We start from the raw sequence: 20,592 nt of genomic DNA, 5'->3' as shown, positions 1-20,592 counted from the left end.
CGCCCTGCGGACGGATCAGGTTCGGGGCGACACGAAGGCCCCCACGTGTGCGACACGTGGGGGCCTTCTGTCGCCCCGAACCTTCTTGTTGCTAGCGTGTAGTTGCAAGTAAGTTGCAATAAGAGGTCCGGAGGGGAATCCCCATGCCCGTCTACACGCTGCCCGAGCTGCCCTACGACTACGCGGCGCTGGCGCCCGTGATCAGCCCCGAGATCATCGAGCTGCACCACGACAAGCACCACGCGGCGTATGTGAAGGGCGCCAACGACACCCTGGAGCAGCTCGCCGAGGCGCGTGAGAAGGAGTCGTGGGGCACGATCAACGGCCTGGAGAAGAACCTGGCCTTCCACCTCTCCGGGCACGTCCTGCACAGCGTCTACTGGCAGAACATGACCGGTCCGAAGGACGGCGGCGGTGAACCGCTGGCGGCCGACGGCGTGGGCGAGCTCGCCGAGGCGATCAAGGAGTCCTTCGGGTCCTTCGCCGCCTTCCGGACGCAGTTGTCCAAGGCGGCGGCCACCACCCAGGGCTCCGGCTGGGGCGTGCTCGCCCATGAGCCGCTCAGCGGCCGCCTGATCGTCGAGCAGGTCTACGACCACCAGGGCAACGTCGGCCAGGGGGCGACTCCGCTGCTGGTCTTCGACGCCTGGGAGCACGCCTTCTACCTGCAGTACCGCAACCAGAAGGTGGACTTCGTCGAGGCGATGTGGCAGGTCGTGAACTGGCAGGACGTGGCCCGCCGCCTCGCCGCCGCCCGGTCCGGGACGAACACCCTGCTGCCCACGCCCTGAGACGTCCTGCCCGTGATCGTCTTCTCACCTTTCACGCAGGCAGGCGGAGGAAAGGAGGGCCCCCGCGAGGACGTGACTCGCGGGGGCCCTCCGAAGTGCGCGGGACCTGGAGGTTCTAGAGGTTGCTGAAGTCGGGGCCCTTGGTGCGGGTGCGCTTGATCTCGTAGAAGCCCGGCACCGAGGCGACCGCCAGGGTGCCGTCCCACAGGCGGGCCGCCTCCTCGCCCTGCGGGGCGGGGGTGACGACCGGGCCGAAGAAGGCGATCTGCTCGCCGTCGGGTCCGGGCACCGCGATGACCGGGGTGCCGACGTCTTGGCCGACCTTCTCGATGCCCTCCTTGTGGGAGGCGCGCAGCTCGGCGTCGAACTCGAAGTCCTCCTGGTCGGCGTACTCGATCAGTTCGGCGGGCAGGCCGACGTCGGCGAGCGCGCCGGCGACGGCCTCCAGGGTCGGGCCCTCGCCGTTGTTGTGGATGCGGGTGCCGAGCGCGGTGTAGAGGGGGCCGAGGACGTCGTCGCCGTGCTTCTGCCAGGCCGCGGTGACCACGCGCACCGGCTTCCACGCCTTGGTGGCGAGCATCTCCCGGTAATCCTCGGGCAGCTCGTCCAGCCGGTTCTCGTTGAGGACGGCCAGGCTCATGACGTGCCAGCGGACCTCGATGTCGCGGACCTTCTCCACCTCCAGCACCCAGCGTGAGGTCATCCAGGCCCAGGGGCACAGCGGGTCGAACCAGAAGTCCACGGGAGTCTTGCCGGGCGTGGTCGCGGTCTCGGACATGCTTCTCCTCGGGAAAGGGCTTTTGAAGCGGCAACAATCCCCCCGGCACCCCCATTCCCCTGGGTGCCCCTTGTCAGGGGCACATGGCAGGATCGGTCCTGTTCCGCGCCATCCAAGCGACCACAAGGGAGTGCCGCCCGTGCCCGGTGAGAATCTGACCCGCGACGAGGCCCGGGAACGGGCCGCCCTGCTGTCCGTCGACGGGTACGAGGTGGCGCTGGACCTGCGCTCCGCCCTCGGCGAGGGGAACGGCGAGCCGCGCACGTTCCGGTCGGTGACCACGATCAGGTTCCGCTGCGCCGAGCCCGGCGCGTCCAGCTTCGCCGACCTGATCGCGCCGGGCGTGACCTCCGTGACCCTCAACGGCAAGGACCTGGACCCGGGCGAGGTCTTCGACGGCTCCCGGATCGCCCTGGCGGACCTGGCCGCCGAGAACGAGCTGACCGTGGACGCGCAGTGCGCCTACTCCCGCACCGGCGAGGGCATGCACCGCTTCGTCGACCCCGAGGACGGCGAGGTCTACCTCTACACCCAGTACGAGCCGGCCGACGCCCGCCGCGTCTTCGCGAACTTCGAGCAGCCCGACCTGAAGGCCCCCTACCGCTTCGAGGTGCGGGCCCCCGAGGGCTGGACGGTGTGGGGCAACGGCGCCGGAGAACTCACCGACGGTGTCTGGCGGTTCGCGGAGACCAAGCCGATCTCGACGTACATCACCTGCGTGGTGGCGGGGCCGTACCACTATGTGACGGACCTCTACGAGCGGACGTTCGCGGACGGCACGAAGCTGGAGATCCCGCTCGGCGCCCTGTGCCGCAAGGGCCTCGCGCCCTACTTCGACGCCGACGACGTCTTCCTGGTCACCAAGCAGGGCCTGGACTTCTTCCACGACCACTTCGACTACCCGTACCCGTTCGGGAAGTACGACCAGGCGTTCGTGCCCGAGTACAACCTCGGTGCGATGGAGAACCCGGGGCTGGTGACCTTCCGCGAGGAGTACATCTTCCGCGGCAAGGTGACGCAGGCGTCGTACGAGGCGCGGGCCAACGTCATCCTGCACGAGATGGCGCACATGTGGTTCGGCGACCTGGTCACCATGGTGTGGTGGGACGACCTGTGGCTGAAGGAGTCCTTCGCCGACTTCATGGGCACGTTCGGAGCCGTCGGCGCGACCCGCTTCAAGAACGCCTGGATCACCTTCGCCAACCGCCGCAAGGCCTGGGCCTACCGCGCGGACCAGCTGCCCTCCACCCACCCGATCACCGCGGACATCCGCGACCTGCAGGACGCCAAGCTCAACTTCGACGGCATCACCTACGCCAAGGGCGCCTCGGTGCTCAAGCAGCTGGTGGCCTACGTCGGCCAGGACGCCTTCCTGGAGGGCGCCCGGCGCTACTTCAAGCGCAACGCGTACGGCAACACCCGTCTCGGTGACCTGCTGTCGGTGCTGGGCGAGACCAGCGGCCGCGACATGTCGGCGTGGGCGCGGTCCTGGCTGCAGACGGCCGGGGTGAACTCGCTGACCCCGCAGGTGCTGCTGGACACCGAGGGCGGCCGGATCGCCGAGCTGGCCGTGGTCCAGGACGCCCCCGAGTCGCACCCCGAGCTGCGCCCGCACCGGGTCGCGGTGGGCCTGTACCGCCGGACGCCCGAGGGCGCGCTGGAGCGGTACGCTCGCGTGGAGACGGACGTGGAGGGCCCGCGCACGGTGGTGGCGGAGCTGGCCGGGTCCGAGGCACCGGCGCTGGTGCTGGTCAACGACGACGACCTGACCTACTGCAAGATCCGCTTCGACGAGACCTCGCTGACGACGCTGCGCGCGCACCTGGGCGAGCTGACCGATCCGCTGGCCCGCGCCCTGTGCTGGTCGGCGCTGTGGAACCTCACCCGGGACGGGCTGCTGCCGGCGCGGGACTTCGTGGACCTGGTGCTGCGGTTCGCGGGCCGGGAGTCCGACATCGGCGTGCTGCAGATGCTGCACGCGTGGGCCGAGTCGGCGCTGGTGCACTACGCGGCGCCCGCCTGGCGGGCGACGGGCGAGCGGCTGCTCGCCGAGGGCGCGCTGCGCGAGCTGCGGGCGGCCGAGCCGGGCAGTGAGCACCAGCTCGCCTGGGCCCGCTTCTTCGCCTCGGCCGCCTCCGACGAGGCGGACTTCGCCCTGCTCAAGGGGCTGCTGGACGGCACGGGTTCGGTGGCCGGTCTGGAGGTGGACCAGGAGCTGCGCTGGGCGTTCCTGGAGCCGCTGGCGGCCCACGGGGCCGCCGACGAGTCCGACCTCGCGGCCGAACTGGCCAGGGACGACACGGCGTCCGGCAAGCGCCACCAGGTGCGCTGCCTGGCCGCGCGCCCGTCGGCGGCGGTCAAGGCGCAGGCCTGGGCGCAGGTGGTGGAGTCCGACGCGCTGTCGAACGCGCTGGTGGAGGCGACGATCGCGGGCTTCGACCAGCCCTCGCAGCGGGAGTTGACGGCGCCGTACGCCGAGTCGTACTTCGCGGTGATCGAGCGGGTGTGGCGGGAGCGGTCGATCCAGATCGGGATGGACGTCGTCCGGGGCCTGTTCCCCTCCTTCCAGGACCGCCCGGAGACGCTGGAGGCGGCGGACCGCTGGCTGGCGTCCCACGCGGACGCGGCGCCCGCGCTGCGCCGGCTCGTGCTGGAGGCGCGGGACGACCTCGCGCGGTCGATGCGCGCACAGGAGTGCGACTCGGCGGCCGCCGGAGCCTGATCGTTGGCCTGAGCTTCCCCGGTCGGTGACCGTTACGGAATTCAGGCAATCACAGCCGTAACCCCTGGTCCGCACCCGATCGGACCAGGGGTTTCCGGTCCCTACTCGGCACCCGAACACCCGTCCTTTAGTACCACCTTGTCCGCATCTCTCGACGGGCGTGTAACAGCGGTTAAGGAAGGGACGGAGCGCGGGAATCCCGAGGCCATGACGCACGACACCCCGCTCTCCCCCCGCCCCCTCCGTCACCTCTCCGAGGTCCAGCGCCGCGTCCTGACGACGGCTCAGCTCCGCTCGCACGGCGTCTCGGCGGCCGAGCTGAGCGACCAGTGCCGCACCGGCGGCCCCTGGCAGCTCCTGCTGCCCCAGGTGGTCCTCCTCCACCCCGGGCCGCCCACGAGCGAGGAGCGGCTGCACGGGGCGCTGCTGTACGCGTCCCGGGAGCCGGCCCCGGGCGTCCCGACCCAGCCCACCGCCGGGGAACAGCACCGCCCGGTGTACGCGGAGGCGATGATCACCGGCCTGGCGGCACTCACCCTGTACGGCTTCTCGTCCACGCCGCCGCTGCTCTCCCTGGACCGCGTCGACGTGCTGGTCCCCCGCCTGCGCCGGCTGCGCTCCAGCGGCTACGTACGCGTCCTGCGCACCTCCGGCCTGCCCGCCCCGCGCGCGGTCACGGGGCTGCCGGTGGCGCCGGTGCCGCGTGCGCTGGCGGACGCGGTGGCGGAGCTGACGGACGCGGACACGGTGCGCCGGCTGCTGACCGAGGCGGTGCGCGGCGGCTACTGCGAACCGGCCGCCGTGGTACGTGAGCTGACCCAGGCGAAGCTGCTGACCCGGCCGCACGTTGTGGACGCCGTGGACTCGCTGCTCGCCGAGGGCCGGGCCGTCGCCGAGGACCGGCTGTACCGGATGGTGACCGAGCACGGCCTGCCCGACCCGGTCTGGAACGTGGACCTGCGCCTGCCGGGCGGCCCCCACCTGGGCGGCCTGGACGCCTACTGGCCGGACCAGGCGGTCGCCGTGGAACTCGACACCCGCGCGCCCCGCCAGGACGAGGACGCGCTCTGGTCGGAGTACGCGCGCAAGCGGGAGCACCTGGAACGGCTGGGCATCACGGTCGTGTACATCACCCCCAGGAAGCTCAGGGAGTCGACGGAGCAGCAGGCGGCGGTGGTCCGCACGGCCCTGATGGCGTCGGGCGACCGCGACCCGGCGGCGTACGTCGTCGTGCTGCCGCGGTAGGCGCGACAAGCCCTAGCAGAACTCCTTCTCGATCACGGCGCTGTGGTCACCCGTCCAGTCCCCGTTGAAGTTGAAGGCCAGGGAGTGGCGGCCGTCGGCCGTGGTCACCGCCGAGGAGGTGGAGCCGTGGATGCCCCCGTCGTGGCCCCAGACGTGGACGCCGCAGGACAGTCGGGTGTCCATGAGGCCGAGGCCGTAGCGGATGTCCGGGGCCCCGTCGATCTTCACCGTGGTCCTCATCTCCTTCAGTTGCCGGGGCCGGAGCAGCCGGCCGCGCAGCAGGGCGCCGTAGAAGCGGTCCAGGTCCGCGGAGTCGGAGATCATCTCACCGGCCGAGGAGGCGAGGGAGGGGTTGAGGGTCGTGACGTCGTAGGTCGGGCCAGTCGTCGCCTGCGCCAGCTTGGAGTAGGCGCGGCCGCTGGGGCGCGGGACGGTGACCCGGGTGCCGGGCAGGGAGGTGGCCGTGAGGTGCAGGGGGCCGATGATCCGCCGGGTGATCTCCGTGGCGTAGGAGTGCCCGGTCACCTTCTGGATCACCATGCCGGCCAGCACGTAGTTGGTGTTGGAGTAGTTCCAGGACGTGCCCGGCGCGAAGTCCGGCGCGTGCCTCATGGCGACGGCCACCAGGTCACGGGGGGTGAGCGTGTCGTAGCGGTGCCTGAGGAAGCCGTCCGCGAGGAAGTAGGTGCGGCCGAAGTCCTCGTCGGCCGTGTAGTTGTAGACGCCGCTGGTGTGGTCGAGGAGTTGGCGGACGGTGATGCGGCGCCCGTCGTGGCCGTGGCCGTGGACGACTCCGGGCAGCCACTTCTCCACGCTGTCGTCCAGGGAGAGCCGGCCCTCCGCCTCCAGTTGGAGCAGGACGGTGGAGACGAAGGTCTTGGTGATGCTGCCGACGCGGTAGCGGTCGGCGGCCGAGCGCGGGGCGCCCGTGCGGACGTCGCCCACGCCCGCGGTGGTGGACCAGGTGCCGCGGGTGTCCTTCGCGGTGGCGGTCACGCCGGGCACACCCGCCCGGACGGCCTCCCTGAGCGCCCGGCGGGTGCCCGCGTGGCTGTCCGTGACGGCCTTCGCGGTCCCCGTGCCGCCGGCGGGACCGGCGGCCGCGACGGCCGGGCCCGCCAGGGCCGCCGTGAGGAGCAGGGCGGTGGCGCCCACCAGGGTCGTGCGTACGCGCATGTCTTCTCCCGAGTGTGCCGTTCGGCCGGGCCCGTCGGCCGGTCGAGCGGTCGGTGTCGCGGTCGGCCGGTCGGCCGACCCGGGGAAGGGACTCCCGGGTGTTGCGCGAAGGTTGCTCGGGTGTGGGCCGGTTGAGTAAGTATCAGCCCTTCTTCAGCACCAGTTCGGTGTTCCGGTCCGCCGGGTCGCCGGCGAGGGTCTTCTTGGCGCCGGGGGCGTTGAAGGACAGTTCGCGGTAGAGGGCGGCGAGGCCGGTCTGCGAGAGGTCGGCGTAGTCGGTGCGGTGCGGGGCGGCGGACTCGATCAGGGTGGTGAACAGGGAGAGAGTGCCGTCCTTGTTGTCGACCAGCTCGATCACCCGGGCGAGCTGGGGGTAGTCGACGTGCGAGGCGGTGGAGACCTCCCAGAAGGAGCGTCCGCCGGAGGCCTTGTGCGGGGTGATGACGTTCTTGTGGATGTGGCCGTTCACCCAGGCGAGCACGTTGGCGTGGGCGGAGAGCACCGAGACCACCTCGGCGCCGGTGTGACGGCGCTCGCCGGGGCGCGCCGGGTCGGGGCGGGTGTTCGTCATCGTCTTGCTGGTGTGGTGGCTGAAGACGACGGCGTAGGAGTCCTTGTTGTCCTTCAGCGTCCGGGCGAGCCAGTCGAGTTGGGCGGTGCCGATCGAGCCCTCGTAGTGGCCACCGGCGTCGGTCGTGTCGAGGCTGATGCCGATGACGTCGTCGGAGATGCGGAAGGCGTAGTACTGGGTGCCCGCGTCCAGGTTCGCCGAGGAGTAGCCGTGCCCGGCCGGGCCGACGCCCTGGTGGGCCGGGTCCAGGTGGGCCTTGAGGTAGTCGGCCTGGGTGTACGGGGCCCGCTTCTCGTCCGGGGTGACCGAGCGCATGGAACGGGCGTGGGCCTTGAGGAAGTCCCGGTAGCCGGTGCCCGTGGGGTCGGTGGCCTGCTTGACGGCGTCCTGGAGCTTCTTGGCCTCGGCGGCGGTGGCGGTCATCAGCTTCCTGCCGCCGATGGCCGCCTCGGTGAGGTAGCCGTCGCCGTGCGAGCCGTGGCAGCCCAGCGGGAGCATGTCGTGGTTGCCGACGGTGGAGTACCAGGGCAGCTTGAGCCCGGGGCTCCTGACCTCGCGGATCGCGGCGGCCAGGAAGCCCTTGAGGTGCGGGAAGCCGAGCGCCTTGTCGCCGTCGCGGAAGGTGGAGTCCGGCTGCCAGTACAGCTTCAGGCCGCTGTTGTGCACGCCCTCGTAGTGCTTGGGGTCACCGGAGTTGGGGGCGATACGGCCACCGCTCATCACCGTCATGAACCACTCCAGTTCGGAGTGGGCGTTGTTGTCGGTGTTGTCGCCGGTGGTCATCACGAAGTGGAGCGGGGCGCCGGTGACGGGGGCGCCCCGCAGCGCGTTGACCCGCTCCACGAGCGAGATCGCACCGGGCACGGTGAGCGCCTCGTGCGGGCGCCAGGCGTGCGGGTCGTGGGCGCGCAGGTACTCCAGGCGCAGCGGGTGCTGGACGTCCGTCAGGTGCAGGTCGGTGAACTGCACGAAGGCGGCCAGGGTCGTACGGCGGCCGGCCCGGCCGGACTTGGGTGCGGCCAGCTCGCCGCGCACGACCCGCTTCCAGCCGGGGCCGTCGCCGAGGCGCCGGTAGCCCGAGCTGTTGCGGGGGGCGGCGACGGAGGCGAGCGTGGTGCCCTTGGTGTAGGGGGCGAACGGCGCGGCCGCGGCGGCCCGCCGGGAGTGGGCGACGGGCGCCTCGGCGGCGTCGGCGGCGTGGCTGTCGGTGGGACGCAGGGCGTAGCCGACCCCCGCGGAGAGCGAGACCGCTCCGGCGGCGGCGAGGACGGTGCGGCGGTGGACCCCCGGTACGGAGGTGGCAGAGCGTGTGCGCGACATGGCGCGGTCTCCCCGAGTGCGAACGCGTCGGCAGTGGTCGCGGGTCGTCCAAGGCGTGAACGCCCCGCTCGCTCTGGATGGTTGGCATCGGGGATGACCTGTGCGTGAACGCGGCGGCAACGCGCAGCGCCGATCACCGTACGTGGATCACGGGTGGGCGGGGCGGCCACGGAGTGGATCGCGACCGGCCCGGCGACGGTCACTCCTCGTTCATCTGCCGGGGTAGGGGACGGTCCTCAAGACGTCCGTCGGCCGGTCGTTCCCGCCACAGCCGCAGCGCCACGTCGACGAGCCGGACCCGGGCGAGTCCGGGTACGGCGTCCAGGTCCTGCCAGGCGGCGAAGTCGGTGGTGCCGTTCACCTCGGGGCGCAGTTCGCCGCCCACGACCTCGCCCTCGTAGACGAGGCGGAGCGCGTGGTGGTCGGTGGCGGGTTCCAGGCGCCGGCCGGCGAAGAGGTGCCGGCGGGAGTCGACGCCGAGGAGACCGGTGACCCGGATGCGGTAGCCGGTCTCCTCCATCAGCTCGCGGTGGACGGTGTCGTACGGGTCCTCGCCGTGCTCCATGCCGCCGCCCGGCAGGACCCATTCGCGGGTGCCGTCGTCGGCCGGGGAGCGGGCGAGCAGGATCTGTCCGTCACGGACGCAGACGGCATAGGCCGCCACTCTCAGGTTCCGTCGCATGCGGGGACGTTAGCGCGAGTTGTCCGGGTTGGCGGGTGAATATTCCGGCGCGGACCAGCTCAGCGGCAGGGCCGCGGGCGTGCGGACGGCCCCGGCGACGGTGAAGCGGACGGTCCGCCCGCCGTCGGCGGTGAACTCGGCGCGCGCCTCGCCGGTGAGCTGGAGGGTGGTGCCGGTCGTCCAGTCCAGCAGGAGCAGTCCGGCGCGCGGGTCGGCGCGCAGGTTGCCGAGGGTGAGGAACATGGCGTTGCCGGCATAGTCCGGCCAGGAGAGTTCGCTCGGTGAGACCACCCTGACGAAGCCCGGACTGCCGCCCCGGTGGCTGGCGTCGGCGCCGCCCGGGTGGACCGTGGCCAGGAAGAAGGTGTCGGCCGCGGCGACGAACGCGGCCTGCTCGTCGTCCAGCCGGCCGGTGGTGCGCGGTGGGCCCGGCACGCGGTCCGGCACCCATGCGCAGGTCTCCCGGCGCTGGATGTACTTCGGGCAGTTGGCGAACACCTGGTCGGCGTCGACCGCGAAGCCGCGGGCCGTGGGCTCCACGCGGCCGTTGAGGCGCATCCGGCGGCGGGTGCGCGGGTCGAGGGCGATGGTGCCGACGGGGGTGCCGGGTGTGGCCAGGGCCGCCGTGAGCGGGTCGGCCGGGTGCAGGCCGCCGCCGGCGCCCGGGGCGGCGGACGTGGTGACGGACATCCGCCGGGGCCCGGTGGCCCGCACGAAGCCGGGGCGGCCGGTGACCGGTGAGGCCCAGACCCGTCCCGTGCCGGGGTCCGCCGCACCGGCGACCAGGAGGGGCTGGAGCTCCAGGAAGGCCGCGGCGACCGGTTTGATGCCCTGGCCGAGGGAGCGGCCGACGTGGTCGGCGCGCTCCCGCACGCCGACCAGGTCCTGCACGGCGCGCGAGCCGGCGTGGTAGACGCCCATGGTTAGAAGAAGCCGCAGGTGGGGGCGGATGCGTGCGGGGCGGGTGCGCCTTCGGCGCCGTCCGGGACGGAGATCTCCAGCCGGGTGCCGTCCGGGTCGTGGAAGAAGATCCCGCCCGAGGCCGAGCCCTCCCGGTGGGCGACCAGGCCCTCGTGCGCGAACTCCACCCCGGCGGCCCTGAGCGCCGTCTCGTACTCCCGGACCCGGTCCACCGAGTCGGCCGTGAACGCCAGGTGGTGCAGTCCGGCCCGGCTTCCGTCGTACGTCCCGCCCGCCTGCTGCCACAGGGTCAGCACGGGCCGGTCGCCGCCGTCCCCGAGGAACGCGAACCTGCGGTCGTCCTCCTTGCCCTCGACCAGCAGGGCGAAGCCCAGCACGTCGCGGTAGAAGGCGAGCGAGCGGTCGAGGTCGGTGACGTTCAGGCCGGTGTGGCCGGTGCGCAAGGTCATGGCTCTCCCCTTCGGGCCGTTGGGTCGCGAGATCTCTCTAACCCTTGTATTCACGTTAGAAGGTTAGTGCGGGCGGCGTCAACCACTCACGTACTCTTGAAGGGTTAGCCGAGAAGGAGTGCCCGATGTCCGCCGCCCGCGATCCCCGCCCGCTCACCGGCGAGCCCCTCTCCCTCGACCTGCTCAACACCCGGTGGAACACGGAGGGCGTGACCCAGGACCTGCTCACCGGTACCGACGGACTCGCGGTCTGGCTGGCGACCAACGGGCTCGACGGCGCCCACGCGGCCGACCCGGAGGTGCTGCGGCATCTGCGCGAGGCCCGGGAGGCGCTGTGGGCCGCGGTGGACGGCTCCCTCGCGCAGGGCGCCCCGCTCGTCGACGCCGTGCTCGGGCACGGACGCATCCGGGCCCGGCTGACCGAAAACGGTGTGTCCGAGGAGCCCGAGTTCACCGACCCGTCCTGGGGGCCGGCCTGGCTGGCCGCGCGCGACTACCTGGACCTGCTGACGCGGGCACCGGACCGGATCCGCCACTGCGCCCACGAGAGCTGTGTCCTGCACTTCTTCGACACGTCACGCAACGGCACCCGGCGCTGGTGCTCGATGGCCGCGTGCGGCAACCGCGCGAAGGCCTCGCGCCACTACGCCCGCTCGAAGGACAGCTGAGCAAATCCCGCCCGGTCCCCCCTTATTCCCCCAAATCCCATCGCGGGTTTTCCCCATACATCCATCACGTTCAGGTCAACGGTCCCCAAAGTCATGAACCTTGGGTAAAGCTGTGCGCTCGTCCGGCTCAGGATTCACGACCTGCAAGGGATGCCGATGACCCAGACCCCCGAGCGCGCCCCGATACCCGGCCACAGACACCTCGCCCGCCTTGCGGTGGCCGTCGGCGTGGTGGCCGCGCTCTCCGCGACCGGGCCGATACCCATGGCCCTCGCCACGGACGCGCCGTCCGCGACGGCCACCGGACCCGGCGTGAAGTCGGCGCACGACAAGCTCGGTTCGGACGACGCCGACGCGCTTGCCGAGGCCAAGGCGGACCACGACAAGACCGTCACGATGATGATCGCGACCACGCCCGGCAAGACCGAGCAGGTCGCCGGCGAACTGGACGCCGTCAAGGGCGGATCCGTGGGCCGCACCTACGACAAGCTCGGCTACGTCCGGGCCACCGTGCCGACCGCCGAGGCGGACTCGGCCATCGCCGCCGCCGCGAAGCTGTCCTCGGTGCAGGCGATCGACCTCCGCCAGGAGATAACGCTCGACGACCCGTCGCCGGCCGCGGACACCGCGCACGGCGCCAAGGGCAAGCCGTCGGCGGCCACTTACCCCGGTCCGGACAAGAGCACCCCGGCGACGAACCCGTACAACCCGTCCTTCGAGACCGGTGCCGTCGACTTCGTCAAGGACCACCCGAAGGCGGACGGCCGCGGCGTCACCATCGGCATCCTCGACTCCGGCGTCGACCTCGGCCACCCGGCGCTGCAGAAGACCACCACCGGCGAACGCAAGATCGTCGACTGGGTCACCTCGACCGACCCGATCGTGGACAGCGACGCCACCTGGCGGCCCATGGTGACCGCGGTCTCCGGTCCCTCGTTCTCCTACGGCGGCCAGAACTGGACGGCCGCGGCGGGCGCGTACGAGATCAGCACCTTCAAGGAGTCCGCCACCACCGGCGGCGACGAGGCGGGCGACCTCGACCGCGACGGCGACACCAGCGACAGCTGGGGCGTGCTCTACGACCCGGCCGCCGGCACGGTCACCGTCGACCTGAACAACGACCACGACTTCACCGACGACACCGCGATGAAGCCGTACAAGGACGGTTACCAGGTCGGCTACTTCGGCACCGACGACCCGAAGACGGACGTCGTCGAGCGGGTGCCGTTCGTCGTGCAGATCCGCAAGGACGTGCCGATGGACCCCTACGGCGGGTCCTGGGTCGGCAAGAAGGCCGACTTCGTCAACATCGGCGTCATCGAGTCCGAGCACGGCACCCACGTGGCCGGCATCACCGCCGCCAACGGCCTGTTCGGCGGGAGGATGAACGGCGCCGCCCCTGGCGCGAAGATCGTCTCCTCCCGTGCCTGCACCTGGACCGGCGGCTGCACCAACGTCGCCCTCACCGAGGGCATGATCGACCTGGTCGTCAACCGGGGCGTCGACATCGTCAACATGTCGATCGGCGGTCTCCCGGCGCTGAACGACGGCAACAACGCGCGCGCCGCGCTGTACACGCGGCTCATCGACACCTACGGCGTCCAGCTCGTCATCTCCGCGGGCAACTCCGGACCCGGCGCCAACACCATCGGCGACCCCGGCCTCGCCGACAAGGTGATCTCGGTCGGTGCCGCCATCTCCCGGCAGACCTGGGCGGCCAACTACGGCTCGCAGGTGGTCAAGGACTACCAGCTGATGCCCTTCTCCTCGCGCGGCCCGCGTGAGGACGGCGGCTTCACGCCGACCCTGGTCGCGCCCGGTGCCGCGATCAACAGCACCCAGACCTGGCTGCCGGGCTCCCCGGTCGCCGAGGCGGGCTACTCGCTGCCGGCCGGCTACTCGATGCTCCAGGGCACCTCGATGGCGTCCCCGCAGGCCACCGGCGCCTCCGCGCTGCTGCTGTCGGCCGCGAAGCAGCAGGGCATCGACCTGACGCCCGCCACCCTGCGCACGGCGCTGACCTCGACGGCCGACCACATCAAGGGCGCGCAGGCCTACGAGGAGGGCGCGGGCCTGATCGACATCGTGGACGCCTGGCACTCCATCAGGCACCACGCCACCGCCCACGACTACACCGTCAAGGCCCCGGTCGACACCGCGATCGACCAAGCCCTGAAGACCCCGGGCTTCGGCACCGGCCTGTACGACCGCGAGGGCGGTCTGAAGGCGGGCCAGAAGAAGACCTACGACATCACCGTCACCCGTACCTCCGGCCCCGACAAGGCCGTGTGGCACGAGCTGCACCTCGCGAACAACGCCGAGCACACCTTCCGGATCCTCGGCGACGACACGGTGCGGCTGCCGCTGAACCAGCCGGTGACGGTCCAGGTCCAGGCGGCCCCGAGGTCGGCGGGCCTCAAGAGCGCGATCCTGGAGGTCGACGACCCGCGCACGGAGGGGGTCGACCAGCAGATCCTCACCACCGTCGTGGTCTCCGCGCCGGTCGGCTTCACCTACTCCGCCTCGGGTTCGGTGCAGCGCAACAGCACCCGGTCCTACTTCCTGACCGTGCCCGAGGGCGCCAAGTCCCTCGAGGTCGCCATCGGCGGGCTGAAGGACAAGAGCCAGACCCGGTTCATCGCGATCCACCCGTACGGCACTCCGGTCGACAACACCGGCACCCCGTACTGCTACAACAACTACCTCGACGGCAACGGCTGCAAGCCGGACGTGCGCTCCTACGCCGACCCGCAGCCCGGCGTCTGGGAGGTCGAGGTCGAGGCGCGCCGTACGTCGCCGCTGCTCGACAACCCGTACAAGCTGGACGTCGCCGTCCTCGGCGCGGCCTTCGACCCGCAGACCCTGACCCTGCCCGAGGCGAAGGTCGGCGTCCCGGCCACCGCCTCCTGGAAGGTGACGAACAAGTACGCGGCGCTCGACGGCACCCTGGTCGGTGGCCCGCTCGGCTCGTCCAAGACGGCCCGCCCGGCCATCAAGCAGGGCGAGACGCGGACCACCACGGTGGACGTCCCGGCCGGCGCCAAGTCCCTCGACGTCGCGATCGGCAACGTCTCGGACGCGGCCGCCGACCTCGACCTGACCGTGTACGACGCGAACGGCAAGCAGGTCGCGCAGTCCGCCGACGGCGACTCGGAGGAGGCGGTCTCCATCCCGTCGCCGGCCGCCGGGACGTACACCATCCGGGTCGCGGGCTACTCGGTGCCGTCCGGGTCGACCGACTACGACTACCGGGACGTGTTCTTCTCCTCCTCGCTCGGCACCGTCACGGTCGACGGCTCGGCTCCGGTCAAGCTCGGCACCGGTGCCTCCGCCGCGGTGACCGCCCAGGTCACGGCCGCCGCCGAGGCCCCCGCCGGCCGCGAGTTCTTCGGCCGGGTGCAGCTGGTGAACGCCCGCGGCACCGTCGCGGGCACCGGCAGCGTGAAGATCGAGAAGGTCACGCCGTAAGGAGTGACATGAGGAGTGACACCCGCTCGGCGAGCGGGTGAGGTGAGGGGCGGGTGTCCGGACGGGCACCCGCCCCTCACGGTTCTCCGGTCGGCGTCCGGCTCGCGGACGGGCAGGCGGTGTGCCGGGCCTCGGGGAGCGCCTCGGTGATCCAGGCCCGGTTGACCGCCACGCGGGTGTCCCCGACCGCCCACAGGGAGGCGTCGGTCCGCCCCCGCTCGATCCCGACGAGCACGTGCCGGCCCACGCGCGGGGCGGGCCGCGCGCCGGCATCGAGGTCGAAGGCGACCCGGGCCGGCGTGTGCGCGGGCTCGTACGCCCGGCGCACGGTCAGCTCGATCCGGGTCCAGGGCGACCCGGACCGCGGCTCCACCGCGGCCACGGTGCCCTCGACCACCAGCTCGTAGCAGGCCAGGGCCTGGGCCGGGGCATCGGGCCGGCCGCCGTCGCCGGAGATCGTCGCCGGGGCCCGGCCCGCGCTCTTGGCTCCGTCGGCCGCGCTCGACTTGGCGTCCCCGGCGGTGCCCGCGGGCTGGGCGACGAGCCAGCCGAGACCGGCCACCATGCCGAGGGCCGCCGCGCCGGCCAGTGAGCCCAGCGCGATCCGCAGGGCCCGCCGGGAGCCGTGCGGGCGGCCCGGACGCGGCGGCCGGGCGGGGCGCGCCGGGGCGGCGGGCCGGGTGGCGCCGCGCGGGCGCCTGCCGGGCCGCGCCGGGGCGGCGGGTCCCGCGGTCTCCTCCGCGGGGGCGTCGACTGCGGGGGCGGTGGTGTCGCCGTCGGCCGGCTGCCGCGGTGCGGGTGTCCGCCCGGCATCCGGCGCGGGCCGCTCGCCCGGCTCCTCGCCGGTCAGGGCACCGGCGAGGAGGGCCAACTGTTCCCTGAGCACGGACACATCGGCCTCGGCCGCCCGGTGTTCGGCCCGGAAGGCGGGGTCACGGCGGGCCTCCTCCGGCAGGGGGTCGCCCGTGATCGCGGCCATGAGCGCGTCCATGCCGGCGTACTCCCGCGCGCCTTCCGCGCCCTCGTGTTCGGCGGTCATGTCACACCCCCTCGTCCTCGTGCTCGTGCTCGTCCTCGTGCAGCCTCGCGCGCAGGGCGCGGACCGCCGTGTGCAGCCTGCTCTTCACCGTGCCCTCGGGGATGCCCAGCTCCTCGGCGATCCCGCGCACCGGCAGGTCGGCGAAGAAGCGCAGGACCAGGACCTGGCGCTGGGTGTCGGGCAGTTCGTCCAGGCTCTGGGCGACGGCGAGGGAGAGCAGGCTGGTCTCCTCGCCGGACGGGTGCGCGGGCTCGCGCAGCGCGGCCAGCCGTTCCCCGAGCCGCTCCTGGCGCCGCTTGGCCCGGTGCCAGTCCATGGCCAGGTTGGAGGCGACCACCGCCGCCCACGCCGACACGTCCCGCGGCGCCTCCCGCCCGCTCGCGGCCCGTTCCAGCAGCCGCAGCCGGACCTGCTGCACCCCGTCCGGCAGGTCCGCCTGCGGCACGCCGCCGAGCGCGAGCACCGCCCGCACCCGGCGTTCCTGGGCCGCGTCCAGGGGATCGTCCTCGGTACGTCCGGCCCCGAACGGACCGGCGTACACCCCCTGGTCACGGCGCGCCCCTCCGCGCAGCACAAGCCACCCCCTCCCGCGTCTGCCCCTACGACGCCCGGCCGGTCGGAAACGTTCGGCCGGGCCCCCGGGACTTCGGCGAGGCGTACGTCACATCGCCGTGTGGCCGGGGCCCGGACGGGCAGGGGCGGCACAGCACAGCTTCCGGCGCGGGGCCGCCACCGAGGGAACATCTGCAGCTCAGCGGGGTGTACGACGGAGGTCCGGGAACCGTCCGGCGGGTGATCGTGTCCCACTCCTCGGGCACGCGTCGCAAAGAATTGGACAGGTGGACCGGGGTCGGCCGCATCATGGAAAAGCCCCGGTCACGCAAGAGACACACAGAACAGACACGTAGAGGGAGTCGCCGTGAGGGTCGGAATCGTCGGAGCCACCGGTCAGGTCGGCACGGTCATGCGCACCATCCTCGCGGAGCGGAACTTCCCGGTCACGGAGCTGCGCCTGTTCGCCTCGGCCCGCTCGGCCGGGACCGTGCTGGACGGCGTGACGGTGGAGGACGCGTCGACGGCCGACTTCACGGGCCTGGACATCGTGCTCTTCTCCGCGGGCGGCGCGACCTCCAAGGCGCTGGCCGAGAAGGTCGCCTCCCAGGGCGCCGTGGTGATCGACAACTCGTCCGCCTGGCGCAAGGACCCCGAGGTCCCGCTGGTGGTCTCCGAGGTGAACCCGCACGCGATCACGGACCGCCCCAAGGGCATCATCGCCAACCCGAACTGCACCACGATGGCCGCCATGCCGGTCCTCAGGCCGCTGCACGAGGAGGCCGGTCTGGAGGCGCTGGTCGTCGCGACCTACCAGGCGGTGTCCGGTTCGGGTCTCGCGGGCGTGGCCGAGCTGCACGGGCAGGTGCAGAAGGTGGCCGCCGAGGCGGACCGGCTGACCCACGACGGCGAGGCGGTCGACTTCCCCGAGCCGCAGGTCTACAAGCGCCCCATCGCGTTCAACGTGCTCCCGCTCGCGGGCAGCATCGTCGACGACGGTCTGAACGAGACCGACGAGGAGCAGAAGCTGCGCAACGAGTCGCGCAAGATCCTGGAGATCCCGGAGCTGAAGGTCTCCGGCACCTGCGTGCGCGTCCCGGTCTTCTCCGGTCACTCCCTCCAGGTGAACGCCCGGTTCGCGCGTCCGCTGTCGCCGGAGCGCGCGACCGAGCTGCTCGGCGGCGCCCCGGGCGTCGCCCTCTCCGACATCCCGACCCCGCTGCAGGCGGCCGGCAAGGACGCGTCGTACGTGGGCCGCATCCGCCGGGACGAGACGGTCGACAACGGTCTGGCCCTGTTCATCTCCAATGACAACCTCCGCAAGGGCGCCGCGCTGAACGCGGTGCAGATCGCGGAGCTGGTGGCGGCGGAGCTGAAGGGCTGACGCCTTCGGGCACAGCGCGTCACGGCACGCCACGCTACGGCAGGGCGGGCACCCCTCGGGGGTGCCCGCCCTGCCGCTTGCCATAGGGCTTTCCCTAGCGCTGCGCCGCGCAGCCGCAGGACGTCGCCCCGCGTGCGGGTCCCGTGGAAGGATGACCGAACCCACCCATATCGAGGAGATGACCGCGTGCCTGGCACAAACCTGACTCGCGAAGAGGCGCAGCAGCGGGCGAAGCTGCTCACCGTTGACTCGTACGAGATCGATCTCGACCTCTCCGGCGCGCAGGAGGGCGGTACCTACCGGTCCGTGACCACGGTGCGCTTCGACGTCGCCGAGAACGACGCGACGTCCTTCATCGACCTGGTCGCCCCGGCCGTGCACGAGGTGACGCTCAACGGGGACGCGCTCGACCCCGCCGAGGTCTTCGCGGACTCGCGGATCGTGCTGCGCGGCCTGCTGTCGGGCCGCAACATCCTGCGGGTCGTCGCCGACTGCGCCTACACGAACACCGGCGAGGGTCTGCACCGCTTCGTGGACCCGGTCGACGAGCAGGCCTACCTGTACACCCAGTTCGAGGTCCCGGACGCCCGCCGGGTCTTCGCCTCGTTCGAGCAGCCCGATCTGAAGGCGACCTTCCAGTTCACCGTGAAGGCGCCCGAGGGCTGGACGGTCGTCTCCAACTCGCCGACGCCCGAGCCGGAGGGGAACGTCTGGACCTTCGCCCCGACGCCGCGCATCTCGTCGTACATCACGGCGCTGATCGTCGGCCCGTACCACTCGGTGCACAGCGTGTACGAGAAGGACGGGCAGAGCGTGCCGCTCGGCATCTACTGCCGGCCCTCGCTCTCCGAGTTCCTCGACTCGGACGCGATCTTCGAGGTGACCCGGCAGGGCTTCGACTGGTTCCAGGAGAAGTTCGACTACGCGTACCCGTTCGAGAAGTACGACCAGCTGTTCGTGCCCGAGTTCAACGCGGGCGCGATGGAGAACGCGGGTGCGGTGACCATCCGCGACCAGTACGTCTTCCGGTCCAAGGTGACCGACGCGGCGTACGAGGTGCGCGCGGAGACGATCCTGCACGAGCTGGCCCACATGTGGTTCGGCGACCTGGTCACCATGGAGTGGTGGAACGACCTGTGGCTGAACGAGTCGTTCGCCACCTACACCTCCATCGCCTGCCAGGCCTCCGCGCCCGGCTCGAAGTGGCCGCACTCGTGGACCACGTTCGCCAACTCGATGAAGACCTGGGCGTACCGGCAGGACCAGCTGCCGTCGACGCACCCGATCATGGCGGACATCCGCGACCTGGACGACGTGCTGGTCAACTTCGACGGCATCACCTACGCCAAGGGCGCGAGCGTGCTGAAGCAGCTCGTCGCCTACGTCGGCGAGGAGGAGTTCTTCCGGGGCGTGCAGGCCTACTTCAAGCGGCACGCGTTCGGCAACACGCGCCTGTCGGACCTGCTGGGCGCGCTGGAGGAGACCTCCGGCCGTGACCTGAAGACCTGGTCGAAGAAGTGGCTGGAGACGGCCGGCATCAACGTCCTGCGCCCGGAGGTGCAGACGGACGCGGAGGGCGTCGTCACCTCCTTCGCCGTCCGCCAGGAGGCCCCGGCCCTGCCGGCGGGCGCCAAGGGCGAGCCGACGCTGCGGCCGCACCGCATCGCGATCGGCCTCTACGACCTGGCGGCCGACGGCAAGCTGGTGCGCACCGAGCGGATCGAGCTGGACGTCGACGGCGAGCTGACCGCCGTGCCGCAGCTGACCGGCAAGCGCCTGCCCGCCGTCGTCCTGCTCAACGACGACGACCTCTCCTACGCCAAGGTCCGCCTGGACGAGAAGTCACTGGGCGTGGTCACCGAGCACCTCGGCGACTTCGCGGAGTCCCTGCCGCGGGCCCTGTGCTGGGCGTCGGCCTGGGACATGACCCGTGACGGCGAGCTGGCCACCCGCGACTACCTGGCGCTGGTGCTGTCCGGCATCGGCAAGGAGTCCGACATCGGTGTCGTCCAGTCGCTGCACCGTCAGGTGAAGCTGGCGATCGACCTGTACGCCGCCCCGGCCGCCCGTGAGGCCCTGCTGGCCCGCTGGACCGACGCCACGCTGGCGCACCTGCGCTCGGCCGAGGCGGGCGGCGACCACCAGCTCGCCTGGGCGCGGGCCTTCGCCGCGACGGCCCGCACGCCGGAGCAGCTCGACCTGCTGGAGGGGCTGCTGGCCGGCTCGCAGACGATCGAGGGCCTGGCCGTCGACACGGAGCTGCGCTGGGCGTTCGTGCAGCGGCTCGCCGCGGTCGGCCGCTTCGACGAGGCGGAGATCTCGGCCGAGTACGAGCGGGACCGGACCGCGGCCGGTGAGCGGCACGCGGCCACCGCCCGGGCCGCCCGGCCGACCCCGGAGGCCAAGGCGGAGGCGTGGGAGTCGGTCATCGAGTCCGACAAGCTGCCGAACGCCGTGCAGGAGGCCGTGATCGGCGGCTTCGTGCAGAGCGACCAGCGGGAGCTGCTCGCGCCGTACGCGGAGCGGTACTTCGAGGTCGTCAAGGACGTCTGGGACTCCCGTTCGCACGAGATCGCCCAGCAGATCGCGATCGGCCTGTACCCGGCGATCCAGGTCTCGCGGGAGATCCTGGCCCGCACGGACACCTGGCTGGCCGCGGCCGAGCCCAACGCGGCCCTGCGCCGCCTGGTCTCGGAGTCCCGCTCGGGCGTCGAGCGCGCCCTGAAGGCCCAGGCCGTGGACGCCGCGGCGTCGTAGCCCCGGCAATTTCGTGAAGGGGGGCCCCGCCCCCCCCCGCCGGCCCTCAACCCAAAAAACCCCCCCCCA

General features: G+C 72.0%; 15 protein-coding genes. 7 read left to right on the top strand and 8 right to left on the bottom strand.

Translation table 11 applies throughout. The features are described from left to right. The first annotated feature begins 143 nt into the window (after positions 1-143). A complete protein-coding gene (locus tag V7E45_RS08840; RefSeq protein WP_333773543.1) occupies positions 144-791 on the top strand; it encodes a superoxide dismutase in 648 nt (215 codons plus the stop codon). Between the two features lie 115 nt (positions 792-906). On the opposite strand, the gene V7E45_RS08835 is transcribed toward V7E45_RS08840, so the two are convergent. Then, complete coding sequence (locus tag V7E45_RS08835; RefSeq protein ID WP_333773542.1) at positions 907-1,569, bottom strand: mycothiol-dependent nitroreductase Rv2466c family protein; 663 nt, start codon at positions 1,567-1,569, stop codon at positions 907-909. A gap of 139 nt (positions 1,570-1,708) precedes the next feature. On the opposite strand from V7E45_RS08835, the gene pepN (V7E45_RS08830) reads away from it, so the two are divergent. Continuing rightward, positions 1,709-4,291 (top strand): aminopeptidase N, encoded by a 2,583-nt coding sequence (gene pepN / locus V7E45_RS08830; protein WP_333773541.1) that lies wholly within the window; start codon positions 1,709-1,711, stop codon positions 4,289-4,291. A 207-nt stretch (positions 4,292-4,498) separates the two neighbouring features. Further along, entirely contained in the window at positions 4,499-5,536 is a 1,038-nt protein-coding gene (locus V7E45_RS08825; RefSeq protein ID WP_333773540.1) for a hypothetical protein, read from the top strand. A 12-nt stretch (positions 5,537-5,548) separates the two neighbouring features. On the opposite strand, the gene V7E45_RS08820 is transcribed toward V7E45_RS08825, so the two are convergent. The 5 genes from V7E45_RS08820 to V7E45_RS08800 form a co-directional block, all read right to left on the bottom strand. Then, on the bottom strand, positions 5,549-6,712 hold the full coding sequence (locus V7E45_RS08820; RefSeq protein ID WP_333773539.1) for a serine hydrolase domain-containing protein: 1,164 nt from the start codon (positions 6,710-6,712) through the stop codon (positions 5,549-5,551). Between the two features lie 142 nt (positions 6,713-6,854). After that, on the bottom strand, positions 6,855-8,603 hold the full coding sequence (locus tag V7E45_RS08815; RefSeq protein ID WP_333773538.1) for a TIGR03767 family metallophosphoesterase: 1,749 nt from the start codon (positions 8,601-8,603) through the stop codon (positions 6,855-6,857). Positions 8,604-8,802: 199 nt separating this feature from the next. After that, entirely contained in the window at positions 8,803-9,285 is a 483-nt protein-coding gene (locus V7E45_RS08810) for an NUDIX hydrolase (RefSeq protein WP_333773537.1), read from the bottom strand. A gap of 9 nt (positions 9,286-9,294) precedes the next feature. Then, the gene (locus V7E45_RS08805; protein WP_333773536.1) at positions 9,295-10,206 is read right to left on the bottom strand and encodes a pyridoxamine 5'-phosphate oxidase family protein; all 912 of its coding nucleotides are present in this window, start codon (positions 10,204-10,206) and stop codon (positions 9,295-9,297) included. Between the two features lie 2 nt (positions 10,207-10,208). Continuing rightward, on the bottom strand, positions 10,209-10,655 hold the full coding sequence (locus tag V7E45_RS08800) for a VOC family protein (RefSeq protein WP_333773535.1): 447 nt from the start codon (positions 10,653-10,655) through the stop codon (positions 10,209-10,211). Positions 10,656-10,780: 125 nt separating this feature from the next. On the opposite strand from V7E45_RS08800, the gene V7E45_RS08795 reads away from it, so the two are divergent. Together V7E45_RS08795 and V7E45_RS08790 are read left to right on the top strand one after the other, a co-directional pair. Then, on the top strand, positions 10,781-11,323 hold the full coding sequence (locus tag V7E45_RS08795) for a CGNR zinc finger domain-containing protein (RefSeq protein WP_333773534.1): 543 nt from the start codon (positions 10,781-10,783) through the stop codon (positions 11,321-11,323). A gap of 156 nt (positions 11,324-11,479) precedes the next feature. Next, the gene (locus V7E45_RS08790) at positions 11,480-14,791 is read left to right on the top strand and encodes a S8 family serine peptidase (RefSeq protein WP_333773533.1); all 3,312 of its coding nucleotides are present in this window, start codon (positions 11,480-11,482) and stop codon (positions 14,789-14,791) included. 76 nt (positions 14,792-14,867) lie between these two features. Here the strand turns inward: V7E45_RS08790 and V7E45_RS08785 are convergent, their stop codons facing one another. Both V7E45_RS08785 and V7E45_RS08780 read right to left on the bottom strand, forming a co-directional pair. Then, complete coding sequence (locus tag V7E45_RS08785) at positions 14,868-15,830, bottom strand: hypothetical protein (RefSeq protein ID WP_333773532.1); 963 nt, start codon at positions 15,828-15,830, stop codon at positions 14,868-14,870. Between the two features lies 1 nt (position 15,831). Then, the gene (locus V7E45_RS08780; RefSeq protein WP_443055986.1) at positions 15,832-16,404 is read right to left on the bottom strand and encodes a sigma-70 family RNA polymerase sigma factor; all 573 of its coding nucleotides are present in this window, start codon (positions 16,402-16,404) and stop codon (positions 15,832-15,834) included. A gap of 345 nt (positions 16,405-16,749) precedes the next feature. Between V7E45_RS08780 and V7E45_RS08775 the strand changes: the two genes are divergently transcribed. Then, entirely contained in the window at positions 16,750-17,766 is a 1,017-nt protein-coding gene (locus tag V7E45_RS08775; RefSeq protein ID WP_333773531.1) for an aspartate-semialdehyde dehydrogenase, read from the top strand. 186 nt (positions 17,767-17,952) lie between these two features. Continuing rightward, the gene (gene pepN, locus V7E45_RS08770) at positions 17,953-20,523 is read left to right on the top strand and encodes an aminopeptidase N (protein WP_333773530.1); all 2,571 of its coding nucleotides are present in this window, start codon (positions 17,953-17,955) and stop codon (positions 20,521-20,523) included. Positions 20,524-20,592: the final 69 nt, after the last annotated feature.

Source organism: Streptomyces sp. IBSBF 3136, assembly GCF_036815105.1.
Lineage (GTDB): Bacteria > Actinomycetota > Actinomycetes > Streptomycetales > Streptomycetaceae > Streptomyces.
The sequence above is the reverse complement of the archived record's forward strand: the minus strand, read 5'-3'. Positions and strand labels throughout refer to the sequence as shown.